Source organism: Fibrella forsythiae (assembly GCF_017353175.1).
GTDB lineage: Bacteria > Bacteroidota > Bacteroidia > Cytophagales > Spirosomataceae > Fibrella > Fibrella forsythiae.
Window position 1 is genome coordinate 166,679 of the sequence record NZ_JAFMYW010000005.1, and the last position, 14,213, is coordinate 180,891.

Below are 14,213 nucleotides of genomic sequence, written 5' to 3' on the forward strand. Positions count from 1 at the left end.
GTTGCGCTACGATCATCAGCGGACCTGGCTTTCTAAAACTTATAACTCTTCACTCTTAACTTTTAACTCTTAATGACCCACCCGCTACTGGCCCGCCTGCTGTCGTTATCTGCTTACGGATTCTTTGCCATAGCGTTTGTACCGCTTTTAGCACTCTCGTATTTCAACCACCCGTCGGCCGCCGACGATTACTGCTTCGCCGATACCGCAGTGCGCTACGGCTTCTGGCAGGCCCAGAAATACTATTATGATGGCTGGACAGGGCGTTATTTCTCTAACTTCCTTGTCCACGGAAGTCCGCTTGTATGGGGCTGGTACGCTGGTTACAAATTCATTCCGGGGTTGATGGCAACGGCCTTTGTGTGGGCCACCTATTTATTCATCGTTGAGTCGCTGCGTGGTCTGGTGCCTGCCTCATCCATTCGCCGGGTGTCCTTCATTCTGACAGGTACGTTATTTGGTGTTTACATACTGCAATTACCCAGCATAGTTGAAGCCTTTGTCTGGATGGCTTCCATAACGGTCTATACGGTACCAACTGCCCTGATGCTGTATTGGGGAGTAGTCCTGTTGCGCTGGTACCAGCAACCGCCAGGTACGTTACGTATGCTCACCGGGCGATGGGCGGGTGTTCTTGTGTTTCTGATCGTTGGCTGTGGTGAAACACATATGCTTCTGCTAATCAGTCTGCTACTCTCAATCATCGTCTATCGATTGGCGTTTCAGCGTCTGGCCGACTGGCGGATGATCGGGCTATTGGGTATAGCCTTCGTGTCGGCCTGGTTAGTGTTCCGTGCGCCGGGTAACGCGATCAGAATGAACGGTGGCGCCGCTGGAGGAGACCTGATGAATGGGCTACTTTTATCGGGAAAATGGCTGGTCAGAAACGTACCTGGCTGGTTCGTGAAAACGCCGCTCATACCACTCTCTATCCTGTGGGGAATCGCGGGAAACACGTACCTCTACCGGGGCGGCCGTCTGGCTGCGATATTCCAGGTTCCGTTTTGGTATGCCGCACTGGTGGTGGCCGGGTTGATACTGGCTACGGTTCTCCCCTCTTTCTACGCCACGCAGGTGCTCACCTTACGGGCTATCAATGTTACCTATGCTGTATTCCTGTTTGGCTGGTTTTATTTGATTACCAGTCAGATACGCTTATTTTCGAGCGTTGCCCGCGTGCCACCGTCTATACTGCCAACCCTGACGGGACTTTGGCTTTTTATGAGCTTAGCCAACAGTCAACCCCTGAAACAACTGTACGGTGATCTGCTACGCGGAAAGGCTGCAACCTATGATCGCGAAATGACCGCGCGCCATCAGTATCTTGTCGACTCAAAACCAGCTGATACACTTCGGGTGGCACCGTTGACCGTATACCCCGCCAGCTTATTTCTGGAAGATGTACGAACCGACCCAACCCACTGGTGGAACCGGTGTCAGTCAGGTTATTACCACCATAAGACCATCATCGTCGACACTACGCTTCGTGCGCCTGCCCCACACTTATGACAACACCTGTCTGTATCATTATTCCCTGTTATAACGAAGCCGACCGCCTGCCCGCCGATGCTTTTCTGGCCTATCAGCAGACGCACCCCGACGTGTCGTTTTGTTTCGTGAACGATGGTAGCCGCGACCGTACCGCCGACGTACTGGCTGAGTTACAACAGAAAAACCCGGCGCAGATCGACGTATTGAATCTGGCTCAAAATCAGGGGAAAGCAGGGGCCGTGCGGTCAGGCATGCTGCATGCTGCGCAGCAGGGGCACCTCTACCTCGGATATTTCGACGCCGACCTGGCAACACCTCTGGCTGCTATTGATGATCTGCGGCTGGTGCTCGACAAACACCCCGACTGCGTGTTTGTGATGGGCTCCCGAATCAAACACCTGGGCGTGAATATTAAACGGGATGCGTTCCGGCATTATGTGGGGCGAATCATCGCCACGATCATCAGCCTGATTCTCAAGCTCCCTGTTTATGATACCCAATGCGGCGCGAAACTTCTTCGGAACACCGTTGTGCCAATTGTGTTCCACGATGCTTTCATTAGTCCGTGGTTATTTGACGTGGAACTGATCGCGCGGCTGGTTGGGCATTTCGGCAGGCCCAACCTTCATGGCAAACTGCTGGAAGAGCCCCTGCAGGAATGGATCGAGCAAGCCGACTCACGCCTAAGCTCTACCTATATATTTCGTATGTGGACCGAGATGTACCGCATTTATCGCACATACAGTCATTTGCGTTGACCCGTTATGCTTTTTTCACCAAAAAAGTCGCTACAAACGCCATTGAGAAGCGCTTCTCCGTGGCTGGCCTGGTTGCTTATTGCTCTTCCTGTACTTCTCTTCGCCAGTATTGCCCTACGCTATGTTGAGAACATCCCCTGGTATGATGACGTTGAGATGTTCATCGTCTTCATTCAGGATTATTACAAGGTCGATACCCTGCACGATAAAATCTACTGGCTATTAGAACCTAATAACGAACATCGTATCCTGTTTGCCAAGCTGGCGGCCCTGTTCACCTACCTGACAACCGGGCACATGAACTTCCGGGGCATGACGCTCATTGGTAATCTGTTCCTGTTCTTCAGCTTTGGCCTGTTATACACCGTTTTCCGGTCAATGCGGCTGTCTGTATGGGCGTTTGTTCCGGTGCCGTTTATTCTGTTGCATCCGCAATACTTCATGACCATCAGCTGGAGTATTACCAGCCTTCAGCACCCGGTCGTTCTGTTCCTTTCCTGCTCGGTAATGTACCTGCTGTCTCGAAGCGGGCGAAGCCGGTTTCTGTGGGCTATACCCTTACAGATCTTCGCGTCAGTCTCTATGAGCAATGCCCTGTTCGGGTGGCTTAGCGGCGGTGTAATTCTCTGGCGTCAGGGCCATTACAAGCGGCTGATCATCTGGCTGGTTACGGGGGTGATCACCATGATCCTGTACGTGCAGGGCTTTACCAACGCACAGGGCCACGGTCAGAGTCTGGAGTTTCTGATTCATAAACCGCACCTGGTTATCATCGGCTTTTTGTCGTTTATCGGCGGTTCGTTTGATATTCTGCCACTGCTTCCGTATCAGTGGCGTGGCATTCTGCCCACCATTGGGGGCCTGTTGCTGGTTAGTACTGCTCTCTGGTTGATCAGTCAGATGAGCTGGCCGTTCCGGCGGCGTATTGCGGTGCCAGACAACAAATCGGTGCGGGCCATGAACAATAATTTTTTCCTGGGTTGCTATGGCCTACTGTTGATCAATGCTACTGCCGTAGGACTATTACGGATGCGCTACGGATATGGTGTTATGTTGGTGAGCAACTACATGATCTACCCGGCATTGCTGATTTGCCTATTGTATCTTAACGGTTTGCAGGAAGTAAGCCAGCGTCAGCGGCCCGTCTGGCAGCGGATTGGTATGGTAGTAGGGCTATTGATCTGGACGATGTCATATTTCTGGCATTTGCCCGAAATGCTTTTCCGAAACAAGTTTGTGCTGGCCGCCGCCTACAACCAGGAACACAACGGAATTGGCCTTGGCGGGCAAGTTGGTACCTTTCTCGAAGGGTACATCAATACGGCCCTCGACGGTGCCGTTAAGCAGGGATACTATGTCTTCCCCGAGAGCCCGGTGGCCGATTTTCCGGTCAGCCGTGACCCGCTACCAGCCGTTGTTCGCCTGGCCAATGAAGATACGTATATCATTGAGGCAGATGGGCCGCCCGAGCCACTTGATCTGGCCTATGCGGTGCTTCAGTCGCCCGACCATACGTACCTGGCTCCAACCAAAACGCCTTACCGCCTGGCTACATTCTGGTTGCGCCGTCCATCAACCGTTCTTCAGGCAGAACTACGGGCCAGCGATCTAAGAACCGGCACATATCGTGTAGGCTGGGCTCGTTCTTCGTCGGCTGGGAAGAGCATTCAGTTTTCCGATAAGATCATCATTGTTAGGTAGTCATGGCGACTATGCCGACCGGCATAGTCGCCATGACTACTACAACGACTCCCCGCCCTGGAAGATGTCTTCCTCCTGTGGAAGTAGCGGGTTCTTGAATACGTCTGCGTTGTTATACGAATACCGTTCAGGTTCTTTGTTTGCTTCTGAGCGGTGGTGTTTGTACGCATTTTGCGACGAATAATGGCAGACGTACGATTTCCGGGTCTGATGTTCATTCGTTATCGGGTTGCCACCGTGAGCCAGCGCAGCATGCCAGATCAGTAAGTCGCCCTTTTTGATCAATAACGTTTCGCGCTGTAAACCTTTACTCTGGCAGGCTTCGTCCAGGTAATTGGCAAAGTCGTTTGGGTCATTGGTCGACTCATTGTTGAAGAAGATCCCATTTCCGAAATCGAACTTGCGGATGGTATGTGAGCCCGGATAGTAAAACAACGGGCCGGAATCTGGCTGTACATCTTCGAGCGCAATCCAGGCGGCGGCCAGATGGCTTGGGATTTCCGACACCACATAGGCAAAGTCCTGGTGAGTAGGTTGCTGGCTGCCGTATTTAAAGAGCAGACTCTGCATGGCCACTACCCGGTCATTGAAAACGGCTTCCAGGAAGGTCACGATATGCTTGTGGAGCATGATTTTCTTGCCAACTACCGAGGCGTTATGAAAATCCATATACTTAATGTACGGGCCGTTGAGCACAGACTGCGGTACGTCTTTCACGGCTAAAACCGGTGTTTGGGTGTACTCAGGAAGGTCGATACGTACCTGCATGTCGTATTTTTCATGCTGATCGATCACACGTTCAACCTCACCCCAGAGCATATCGATCCAGTCGGTTGGAATTGCCTGCTCAAATATGACATAGCCATTTTGTTTCCAGAACTCCAGTTTCTCAGCCATATCATACGGCACCGAATCGCCGGGCGCAAACTGTTGGCTGAACTGCTGGATATTGGCTTCCTTCTTATCAATCCATGGAATTGTCTGATAATCAAACTCGGTAACCCGCTTAGGCGCAGGCTGAAGGATCTGCTTGAGTATGCCCTTCAGACGGTTGGTAACGCTCATAAAAAAACCATTTTAACGCGCGGTTCAGCGATTTATAGTAGGAAAAGGAAACAAAGGTAGGCAGATAGACAAGGAATCTGATGAAATTGAGGGCAACCATTTTTAATAGTGTTCTGTTGCAAAATGGTATTGATTACTCTCCTTCGTCTAGTTTATGTGGATTGTCCGGCTCGCACTTGAGAAGAAGTATACTATTGCCGTAATGGCATTGCTAATACTGATAATGGGATCAGTGGCCAGTTTGCAAATGCCGACCGACATTTTTCCGCGTATCAATATTCCCGTAGTGTCGGTGCTGTGGGGCTACACTGGCCTATCGACGAATGAAATGGAGAAGATGATTACCAACTTCTCCGAAACTTCACTCATCAACAACGTATCTGATATTCAGCGTGTCGAGTCGCAAACGTATAATGGTACAGCGGTAATTAAATTATATTTTCAACCAACGGTCAAAATAGAGGAAGCACTGGCGCAGGTATCGGCCATTTCGCAGACAATTCTGACCCGGATGCCGCCCGGCACGCAACCGCCACTGATTGTTCGCTACAACGCCACCGACGTACCCGTACTGCAATTGGGCCTCTCGTCAGATAGCCTCACTGAATCGCAAATCACCGACTATTCGGCTACCCGCATTCGCCCGCAGATGGCCACCGTGTCGGGAAGCCGGATGTCGCAGCCGTTCGGTGGCCGGTCCCGCCAGATCATGGTCGATCTGGAACCCGATCAACTGATTGCCCGCGGAGTTACGCCGGAAGACGTGACCAACGCCGTTTCGGCACAGAACCTGACCCTCCCCAGCGGATCGCTACGCCTCGATGAACGTGAATATGCTATTCGTCTGAATAGCAAACCCGACGTGATTTCGACCCTCAACGACGTACCTGTGAAGATCGTTAACGGCGTTACGGTGCATATGCGTGATGTGGCCAACGTGCACGACGGATCGGCCGTACAAACCAACGTGGTCAAACAGGATGGTAGCCGGGGCGTTTTGCTGAGTGTGGTAAAAACGGGTAACGCCTCGACCACCCGCGTCGTCGACGAGATCAAGAACCGTATCCTGCCCACCATTCGGGCATCGGCCCCGTCGGGGCTACGGCTGGTAGCGCTTTTCGATCAATCTATTTTCGTACGGGCATCCATCAAAGGCGTGGTGGTCGAGGGCATTATTGCGGCCCTGCTCACGGCGGCTATGATTCTGATCTTCCTGGGTAGCTGGCGTAGTACCCTGATCGTCGCGATCTCGATTCCGTTGTCAATCCTGGCCTCGCTAACAACGCTTTATCTGCTGGGCGAAACGCTGAATATCATGACCCTGGGCGGCCTGGCGCTGGCCATCGGTATTCTGGTCGATGACGCCACGGTGACTATCGAAAACATTCACCGGAATGAGGAACTGGGCCTTCCGCTTCGGGAAGCGATTCTGGAAGGGGCGGCGCAGATTGCTACGCCCACACTGGTGGCCACTCTGACGATCTGTATCGTGTTCGTGTCCGTGTTGTTTCTCGAAGGCCCCGCCCGGTTTCTGTTTGGGCCGCTGGCAATGGCCGTGGTGTTCGCCATGCTGGCCTCCTACATTCTGTCGCGGACGCTGGTGCCGATGCTCGCCGATCTGATGCTGCGGAACGAACATAAACACGTAGCAGCCGATGAAATTGGGCACGGTGCTGAGCCAAATCACCCACGCCCATCGCGCAATTTTTACGACCGTTTCAACGCCGGATTTGAGCGCTTTCAGAACAGTTACCTTGGTGCTCTGATCTGGTCACTCAATCACCGGAAGACAATTTTGGCCATGTTTGCCCTGGCGGTAGGCCTCACTGCGGCGATGGTTCCGTTTGTTGGCCGCGACTTCTTTCCGCGTGTTGATGCCGGGCAGATCAAACTTCACCTGCGGGCTCCAGTCGGCTCCCGGATGGAAGAAACAGAACGCCTGGCCGCCGAAACAGAAGCCATCATCCGGGAGGTGATTCCCGAGCGCGATGTTGCCTCGGTGATCAGTAACATTGGCATTACGGCCGAACGTTACAACTTCATTTTTACCGATAATGCTGCTGCTGGTGCCGGTGACGCCGAATTGCTGATTTCGCTGTCGGAAGACCCCAGCCACCCTACCGACGAGTACATCCGCGAACTACGGGCTCGCCTGCGCGAAGAGATGCCCGACGTTACCTACTTCTTTTTAGCCGCCGACATTGTGGGACAGATCCTGAATTTCGGTCTGACTTCCCCCATCGACGTTCAGGTCAGTGGGTTCGACCGGGGTAATAACCTGAAAATTGCCCGCGAAATGCGGCAGCGTATTGCCCAGATTCCCGGCGCGGTCGACGTGCATATTCACCAGGTGCTCGACGCGCCCGAGATTTTCCTGGAAGTAGATCGTGAACGGGCTAATCAGTTTGGCCTGACCGAACAGCGCGTGGCCACCAACCTGAATATTTCGCTGAGTGGCACGGCCCAGGTACGTCCCAACTTCTGGCCTGATCCGGTAACCGGCTTCCCGTACCTGATTGCCGTACAAACGCCGCCTTACAAGATGGACAGTTACGATAAGTTGCTCCGTACGCCGCTGGTTTCCAACCAGTCTATGACGCCGCAACTGCTAAGCAATGTGGCTACGGTAAAACGCAGCACTACGCCGCAGATCATCAACCGGGTGAACACGCAGCCTACTTACGATGTCTATGCCGCCGTTGAACGGACCGACCTTGGTTCGGTAGCTACGGAACTGGAAAAGCTGGCCAAGGAATATGAGCCGCAATTGAAGCCCGGCAACAAAATAGCCATTCGCGGGCAGGTCGAAAGTATGGAAAGTGCCTTCAGCCGTCTGGGTATCGGTATCGTGTTTGCGGCCGTGCTTGTGTACCTGCTGATGGTCGTTAATTTCCAGTCGTTCCGCTATCCGTTCATCATCATTACGGCCCTGCCCGGTGCCCTTTGCGGTATGGTCTGGATGCTTTTCCTGACACACACCACGTTCAGTATTCCGTCGTTGATGGGTGCCATTATGAGCGTCGGGGTGGCCACGGCCAACAGTATTCTGATGGTCAGTTTCGCCAAAGACCATTTGCCCGAGATTGATAATAACGCCTATGAGGCCGCCCTTGAGGCTGGCCGCACCCGACTACGCCCCATTCTGATGACCGCCATTGCCATGATCATCGGTATGTTGCCCATGTCGCTGGGGCTTGGCGAAGGAGGAGAGCAGAATGCGCCATTAGGCCGCGCCGTTATTGGCGGCCTGTTGCTGGCTACGTTCACTACGCTGTTGTTCGTACCAACCGTTTTCAGCTATCTGGCAGGAGATAAAAAGAAGAGTCATTCGTAGTTCTATACGCTTCGCTGTCGTTGAGAGTCATCAATTGGTTTTTTAGTAGATGACTATTAATGACGCCACAGGCAAATGACCATAAATCTATGATCTATCATATCGTAACCAGGGCCGACTGGGACCGTCAGGCCAACGAGGCAGAGTATGAGGCCGCCAGTCTACAGACAGAAGGGTTCATTCATCTATCGACCAAAGAACAAGTGGCTGGTGTGTTGGAACGGTATTATCAGAACGTACCCGACTTATTGTTACTTCAGATTGATCCCAACAAGCTGATACACAATCTGCGTTATGAGCCAGCAACCAACGACGAGCATTTCCCGCACCTCTACGGCAAGCTGAACAGAGACGCCGTGGTGGCAGTGGAAGAAGTTAAATAGCCTGTAGCACCGAAGCTCCAGCTTCGGTAGTCAGCTCTACGTGAATTATCTACCGAAGCTGGAGCTTCGGTGCTACTTTTCCTTATGAAACGAATACTTCTTTTTCTGATTCCGCTTGGACTGGTTGCGCTTTTCATCTTTGTTGGCATACTGCCACGGATTAAAAATAACCACGAGTTGCTGGCCGACGCGGATGCCGAACGTACCCGCGAGCTGATCGTCAATGCTGTGTCGCTTCAACAAGGTATGGACTCAACCGGGCTGACGTTGCCGGGGCAGATCAGGCCGTTCCTCGAAACGCCCATTCGTGCCCGTTCGCAGGGGTTTGTGAAGAAACGGATGGCCGATATCGGCAATACCGTGCAGAAAGGCCAGCTCCTGGCCATACTCGACGTACCTGAAATTGAACAGGACCTCGCCCGTGCCCGCGCCGACCTTGATCTGGCCCAGACGAATCTGGCCCGTGTTACCAGTGTAACTCTGGCTGGTGCGGTTTCAAGACAGGATATCGATAACCGTCGCTCTGCGGTATCGGTAGCAGAAGCCAATCTGCGGCGGTTCCAGTCAGTACGTGGTTTGCAGGAAATTCGCGCACCATTCACGGGGCAGATCACCACGCGTGACGTTGAAGTGGGCGACCTTATTTCGCCCGCCAGCGTGAAGCCATTATACACACTGGTACAGACCGATCGGCTTCGTGTGTATGTCGACGTGCCGCAGACGTATTACCAGCAGATCAAGGTTGGTATGCCCGCCACCGTGACAATTGCCGAGTTGAAAAACAGAACGCTGACCGGTACTGTAGCGCGGACGGGCGGTTCGTTGAACAACGATACCCGGACACTATTGACCGAGGTTATTATTCCGAATCCGGGCCGGGGTATTCCGTCCGGTTTGTATGCTCAGGTGAAATTCGCTCCACGTGGAGCCGCTCAGGGTGCAGTTATGTTACCCGCTAATGCTTTGAAAATGACTTCGAAAGGGCCACTTACGGCCGTACTCGACGAGAATATGAAGGTTCATTTTCAGCCAATTACTCTGGGCCGCGATTACGGTACGGTTATCGAGGTTACCTCCGGCCTGACGGGTAGCGAACGCGTGATAACGAACCCGAACGATCGCCTTAAAGATGGCATGAAGGTTCGCTTACGGACGCAAAAAGTTAAACCCGCCCAGGCGTAAAAAAAGAGGTTCAGATTTCAGGTGCTCCGCTTGTCTGCCAATTGGTTGCTCAGCGGAGCACCTGAAATCTGAAACCTGAACCTTGACTTTTCATGAATAAACTGATCGTCTTCTTTTTTCTTTCAACCTGTGCGTTTGCCCAGACCAGCCCGCCAAGTGGTGCTGTAACCTTGCAGCCGGGCGCAGGCACGGTTCAGCCGACAGGCAACAACGTACCTGAAGCAGCACCGGTGCCGGGAGCGTCGGCAGGTAACGCCCCGGCGACGGTTGATTTGTCGGCATCCGGTTTTCAGCGATTCAATGATCCGCTGCTGACAGACCTGATCCAGGCAGGCCTGGCCAATAGCCCAAGCCTGAAGGCGGCCATCAGCCGGATTGAAGAGGCGCGGGGACGCGTGCGGGTTGCTCAGTCATTTTTGCAGCCTTCTGTACGCAGCAGCGCCTTGCTTTCAACGCAAAGCCTGTCTGAACACCGTCCGGTGGCTGTTCCGGTAGCGACAGACAAGCTGCCTCGTTTTCAGCTCAATACGTTTCAACTGCTTCCGGTCGATGCCAGTTGGGAACTCGATCTTTTCAAGCGAATTCGCAGCAGCATTGTGTTGGCACAACAACAAACACAATCGTCGGAAGCTGATCTGCGTGCTTTCCGGCTAACCCTCGCCTCCGACATTGCCCGTACATATTATCTGATTCGCGGTAATGAGTCTGAACAGGCCGTATTCCTGCGAAATATTGCCATCCGTGACTCTACACTGGGTATTGTGCGCGAACGGTTTCGGGTGGGTCTGGTCAATCAGATTGATGTGCAACGGGCCGAGACTGATCTGGCTGGCCTTCGGGTGCAGGTGATGGGTCTGCAACGCGCCCGCGCTGAACTAGTCAATGCACTAGCCCAACTGGTGGCGCAGGATCCGGCTACGTTCGGCATCGATACAGGTACGTTGCCCGCTACGTTACCCGTTTTTCCGTACGCCGCCATCACACCTGATCTGCTCCGCCGCCGACCCGATCTGCTTCAGGCCGACCGGGCTATTCAGATTGCCGGTGCGCAGGTGGTATTGCAGCAGGCCAGCGTGCAGCCTCGTGTTACCCTTGTGGGCTCGGGTGGCCTGCTTTCGGGCCAGTTGGGCTACACGTTTGTACCAAGTAGTGCTACGTACCTGTTAGGTGTCAATGCGTCGGTTCCGTTGTATGAAGGCCGCCGCAATCGTGAGAATGTAGCCCTGTCTCGGCAGCAGATTTCTACAAGTCAGCAGACGTACCTGCAGGCGTATCAGGTGGCGCAGCGTGAAGCCGAAACCGCGCTCGATAACCTAACGTACCTGCGCCAGCAACTCGACCTGCAAAACCAGACGCTGGCCCTTGCTCGCCGTACCGAACAATACAACCGCGAGCTCTACGTAAAAGGCCTGACAACGTACCTGGATGTGCTTGATGCCCAGCGGACGGTGCTCACCAACGAACAGCAGTATATACAACTTCGTGGCCAGGAAGTACAGTATGTGGTAGCACTCCTACGGGCGCTGGGTGGCGATTTTTGAGTTGACAGGCTGGCGTCGGTGCAGATCCTTATCGATCAGGTTGTAAGTAAAATAGGCTCGATTTTCTCTTTCGCAGGAAACCAATCCCTTTACAATCAACTGCTATGGCTTCTCACGATACAGACGCGCTTTCGGGCGACCGTCGCCAATTCCTTAAAACATCGGGACTTTTTACGGGCAGTGCGCTGCTATCCAGCTTGCCTTTCGGTTTATCGGCAGCCGCAAACCCCGGTTATCATACGTCGGTCGATGACACTATCAAAGTAGCGCTGATCGGGTGTGGCGGACGGGGTAGGGGAGCCGCTATGCAGGCCCTCAATACCAAGCAGAACATTAAGATTGTTGCCATTGCCGATGCATTTCAGGACCGGGTTGATCTGGGCTACAAGACGCTGACCAGCAGGCCGGATGCCGCACAAAAGATTGACTTGCCCAAAGAGCGCCAGTTTGTGGGGCTCGATGCCTATAAAAAAGCTATTCCCCTAGCCGATGTAGTGATTCTGGCAACGCCGCCGGGTTTCCGGCCTGGTCATTTCGAAGAGGCCGTTAAGCAGAATAAGCACATCTTCATGGAGAAACCGGTGGCCACCGATGCGCCGGGTATTCGCCGGGTGCTGGCAGCAGCCGAAGAGGCAAAGAAGAAGAAACTGAACGTGGTGGTGGGGCTTCAGCGGCATTACCAAAGCAACTACCGCGAAGCCATGAAACGGATTCATGATGGAGCCATTGGCGATATCGTAGGCGGCAGCGTGTACTGGATCAGCGGTGGCGTCTGGAATAATCCACGGCAGCCAAATCAGACGGAGCTGGAGTATCAAATGCGGAACTGGTACTATTTCAACTGGTTATGCGGTGATCACATCACGGAACAGCACGTACACAACATCGACGTGGCCAACTGGGCGAAGCGTGGCTATCCCGTTTCTGCGCAGGGAACTGGCGGCCGTCAGGTACGCACCGGCAAGGAGTTTGGGGAGATTTTTGATCACCACATCGTTGATTTTGTCTATGCCGACGGCACGACCATCAACAGCCAGTGCCGCCACTACGAAGGCACTTATAGTAAAGTGGATGAGCAATTCCTCGGCACCAAAGGCCGTATCGACTCGTTCAACGGCAACAAAACGATATTGAAAGGGTATAATGGTCAGCAGATTTATGCACATGGAAGCGCCAAAACAGACATAGATCCCTACCAAGTTGAACACAACGAACTGTTCGAGGCCGTTGCGAAAGGTCAGTACAAATTCGCCGATGCTGAAAACGGCGCAAAAAGTACCATGACGTCGATCATGGGCCGGATGGCAACCTACTCGGGTAACGTTGTTAAGTGGGATGACGCGATCAATTCACAGATCAACCTTTTCCCCGACACGCTAGCCTGGGATGCCAAACCCAAACTGCTCCCTAACGCGGACGGATTCTACCCCGTGGCTGTGCCCGGGAAAACGATCACGGTATAGACCGCTTCACCGATCGATACCCTATAATCAGAAGCGCCAGGGGCGCAAAGGAGGTAGATTCCTTTGCGCCCCTGGCGCTTCTGGCTTGGTGTAGGATTAAACACGCATTACTTCATCGTCAGCTTCACCACAACGGGCTGGTGGTCGGAGGGGTAACGCTGGTCTTTGGCGTCGGTGAGAACGGCGTAAGAAAGGACGTTGATCGGCTTGCTGACAAACACATAATCAATACGGTCTTTTAGAGGAGCGTCGAATTTAAAGCCGTTAAACGTTCCTACCGGGCCATAGGGCGGCATGGCGGTTACCTGATACGCATCGTTGAGGAGCGTTTGTATGGTTTTTACCTGTTCGGTATCCGGCGTTGAGTTCAGGTCGCCGACACAGATGGTGAGGTTGTTTCCGGCGATCTCCTTCATTTTTTGCACCATTAGTTTCCCCGATTCGCGGCGGGCTACTACACCCTGATGGTCGAAATGGACGCTGAAGAAATAAAACGTCTTTTTTGTGGCCTTGTCTCTGAACTTTGCCCACGAGCAAATCCGGTTGCAGCAAGTGGCGTCCCAGCCTTTTCCAGGTACGTTGGGTGTCTGACTAAGCCAGAAATCGCCGGCATTGAGGACCTCGAACCGGTCTTTTTTGTAGAAGATGGCCGAATGTTCACCGGCTTCTTTGCCATCGTCGCGGCCTTTACCCAGGAAAGCAAATTCGTTCATTTCGGCCAGGTCGACAAGCTGACCCCGCAAGGCTTCCTGAACTCCGAACAGATCAAAGTCGTGGTACCTGACCAGGGCTTTAACCAGCTCTTCCCGGTTTGGCCAGGCGTTGATGCCGTCGCCGGCATTGTTATACCGAAGGTTGTATGAAGCAACAGTGATCTGCTCTTTCTTTTGGGCAAGTGTTGCATTCATCCAGAATAGGCTGCACAAGAATACGATTAGTCTCATCGCATCAAAAGGAGGGAAGCGGCCAGAGCTAACCATCATGGCTGGTCGGGCCGCAAAATTGGGGGAACATTACCGGGCGCCGGACCCTCCCGGATAGGGCTGCATAGGGTAGATAACCACCCATACCTGATTTGATTTGTGGGGGCATAAAATAGGGCTGAAAACAGAGTTTCAAACCTATTTTATACTAAATGGGCCTAAAAGGGTGAATTATATTTAAAAAGTACAACTTATTTGTGTGGTTTACAGTTGCCTATACGGTGGGTTATACTATACCCGCACGGATTGGTGGCCCGTTCAGGCGTTTGCCTACCACTCTGGAAACCAATCCTGGCGCATGCGCGCGGGTTC

The 14,213-nt window shown here is 53.1% G+C and carries 10 protein-coding genes; 8 read left to right on the top strand and 2 right to left on the bottom strand.

What is annotated here, in order from left to right; all coding sequences use genetic code 11:
• Nucleotides 1-72 precede the first annotated feature (72 nt).
• From J2I46_RS17150 to J2I46_RS17160, 3 genes are read left to right on the top strand one after another with little or no spacing between them, the layout of a single operon-like run.
• Entirely contained in the window at nucleotides 73-1,509 is a 1,437-nt protein-coding gene (locus J2I46_RS17150) for a DUF6056 family protein (RefSeq protein WP_207330284.1), read from the top strand.
• Entirely contained in the window at nucleotides 1,506-2,249 is a 744-nt protein-coding gene (locus J2I46_RS17155) for a dolichyl-phosphate beta-glucosyltransferase (protein ID WP_207330285.1), read from the top strand. The genes J2I46_RS17150 and J2I46_RS17155 overlap by 4 nt, the downstream gene beginning before the upstream one ends.
• Nucleotides 2,250-2,255: 6 nt before the next feature.
• On the top strand, nucleotides 2,256-3,950 hold the full coding sequence (locus J2I46_RS17160; RefSeq protein ID WP_207330286.1) for a hypothetical protein: 1,695 nt from the start codon (nucleotides 2,256-2,258) through the stop codon (nucleotides 3,948-3,950).
• Between the two features lie 39 nt (nucleotides 3,951-3,989).
• Here J2I46_RS17160 and J2I46_RS17165 read toward each other — a convergent pair whose 3' ends face one another.
• Nucleotides 3,990-5,015, bottom strand: coding sequence for a phytanoyl-CoA dioxygenase family protein (locus J2I46_RS17165; protein ID WP_207330287.1), 1,026 nt, complete (start codon nucleotides 5,013-5,015; stop codon nucleotides 3,990-3,992).
• A gap of 154 nt (nucleotides 5,016-5,169) precedes the next feature.
• Here J2I46_RS17165 and J2I46_RS17170 point away from each other — a divergent pair, with 154 nt between their 5' ends.
• The 5 genes from J2I46_RS17170 (at nucleotide 5,170) to J2I46_RS17190 (ending at nucleotide 12,918) form a co-directional block, all read left to right on the top strand.
• Nucleotides 5,170-8,349: an efflux RND transporter permease subunit gene (locus tag J2I46_RS17170; protein ID WP_207330288.1), complete on the top strand. Its 3,180-nt coding sequence runs from the start codon at nucleotides 5,170-5,172 to the stop codon at nucleotides 8,347-8,349.
• Between the two features lie 89 nt (nucleotides 8,350-8,438).
• Nucleotides 8,439-8,732: a DUF952 domain-containing protein gene (locus tag J2I46_RS17175; RefSeq protein ID WP_229379814.1), complete on the top strand. Its 294-nt coding sequence runs from the start codon at nucleotides 8,439-8,441 to the stop codon at nucleotides 8,730-8,732.
• A gap of 84 nt (nucleotides 8,733-8,816) precedes the next feature.
• Nucleotides 8,817-9,914, top strand: a complete 1,098-nt coding sequence (locus tag J2I46_RS17180) for an efflux RND transporter periplasmic adaptor subunit (protein ID WP_207330290.1) — start codon at nucleotides 8,817-8,819, stop codon at nucleotides 9,912-9,914.
• Between the two features lie 92 nt (nucleotides 9,915-10,006).
• On the top strand, nucleotides 10,007-11,455 hold the full coding sequence (locus J2I46_RS17185; RefSeq protein ID WP_207330291.1) for an efflux transporter outer membrane subunit: 1,449 nt from the start codon (nucleotides 10,007-10,009) through the stop codon (nucleotides 11,453-11,455).
• 104 nt (nucleotides 11,456-11,559) lie between these two features.
• Nucleotides 11,560-12,918, top strand: coding sequence for a Gfo/Idh/MocA family protein (locus J2I46_RS17190; RefSeq protein WP_207330292.1), 1,359 nt, complete (start codon nucleotides 11,560-11,562; stop codon nucleotides 12,916-12,918).
• Between the two features lie 107 nt (nucleotides 12,919-13,025).
• Here J2I46_RS17190 and J2I46_RS17195 read toward each other — a convergent pair whose 3' ends face one another.
• Complete coding sequence (locus tag J2I46_RS17195; protein WP_207330293.1) at nucleotides 13,026-13,862, bottom strand: endonuclease/exonuclease/phosphatase family protein; 837 nt, start codon at nucleotides 13,860-13,862, stop codon at nucleotides 13,026-13,028.
• Nucleotides 13,863-14,213 lie beyond the last annotated feature (351 nt).

Excerpts from the sequence above, each read along its gene's own strand:
- J2I46_RS17160 (WP_207330286.1), top strand. The coding sequence starts at position 2,256 with ATGCTTTTTTCACCAAAAAAGTCGCTACAAACGCCATTGAGAAGCGCT.
- J2I46_RS17180 (WP_207330290.1), top strand. The coding sequence starts at position 8,817 with ATGAAACGAATACTTCTTTTTCTGATTCCGCTTGGACTGGTTGCGCTT.
- J2I46_RS17190 (WP_207330292.1), top strand. The coding sequence starts at position 11,560 with ATGGCTTCTCACGATACAGACGCGCTTTCGGGCGACCGTCGCCAATTC.
- J2I46_RS17170 (WP_207330288.1), top strand. The coding sequence starts at position 5,170 with ATGTGGATTGTCCGGCTCGCACTTGAGAAGAAGTATACTATTGCCGTA.
- J2I46_RS17195 (WP_207330293.1), bottom strand. The coding sequence starts at position 13,862 with ATGAGACTAATCGTATTCTTGTGCAGCCTATTCTGGATGAATGCAACA.
- J2I46_RS17155 (WP_207330285.1), top strand. The coding sequence starts at position 1,506 with ATGACAACACCTGTCTGTATCATTATTCCCTGTTATAACGAAGCCGAC.
- J2I46_RS17165 (WP_207330287.1), bottom strand. The coding sequence starts at position 5,015 with ATGAGCGTTACCAACCGTCTGAAGGGCATACTCAAGCAGATCCTTCAG.
- J2I46_RS17175 (WP_229379814.1), top strand. The coding sequence starts at position 8,439 with ATGATCTATCATATCGTAACCAGGGCCGACTGGGACCGTCAGGCCAAC.
- J2I46_RS17150 (WP_207330284.1), top strand. The coding sequence starts at position 73 with ATGACCCACCCGCTACTGGCCCGCCTGCTGTCGTTATCTGCTTACGGA.
- J2I46_RS17185 (WP_207330291.1), top strand. The coding sequence starts at position 10,007 with ATGAATAAACTGATCGTCTTCTTTTTTCTTTCAACCTGTGCGTTTGCC.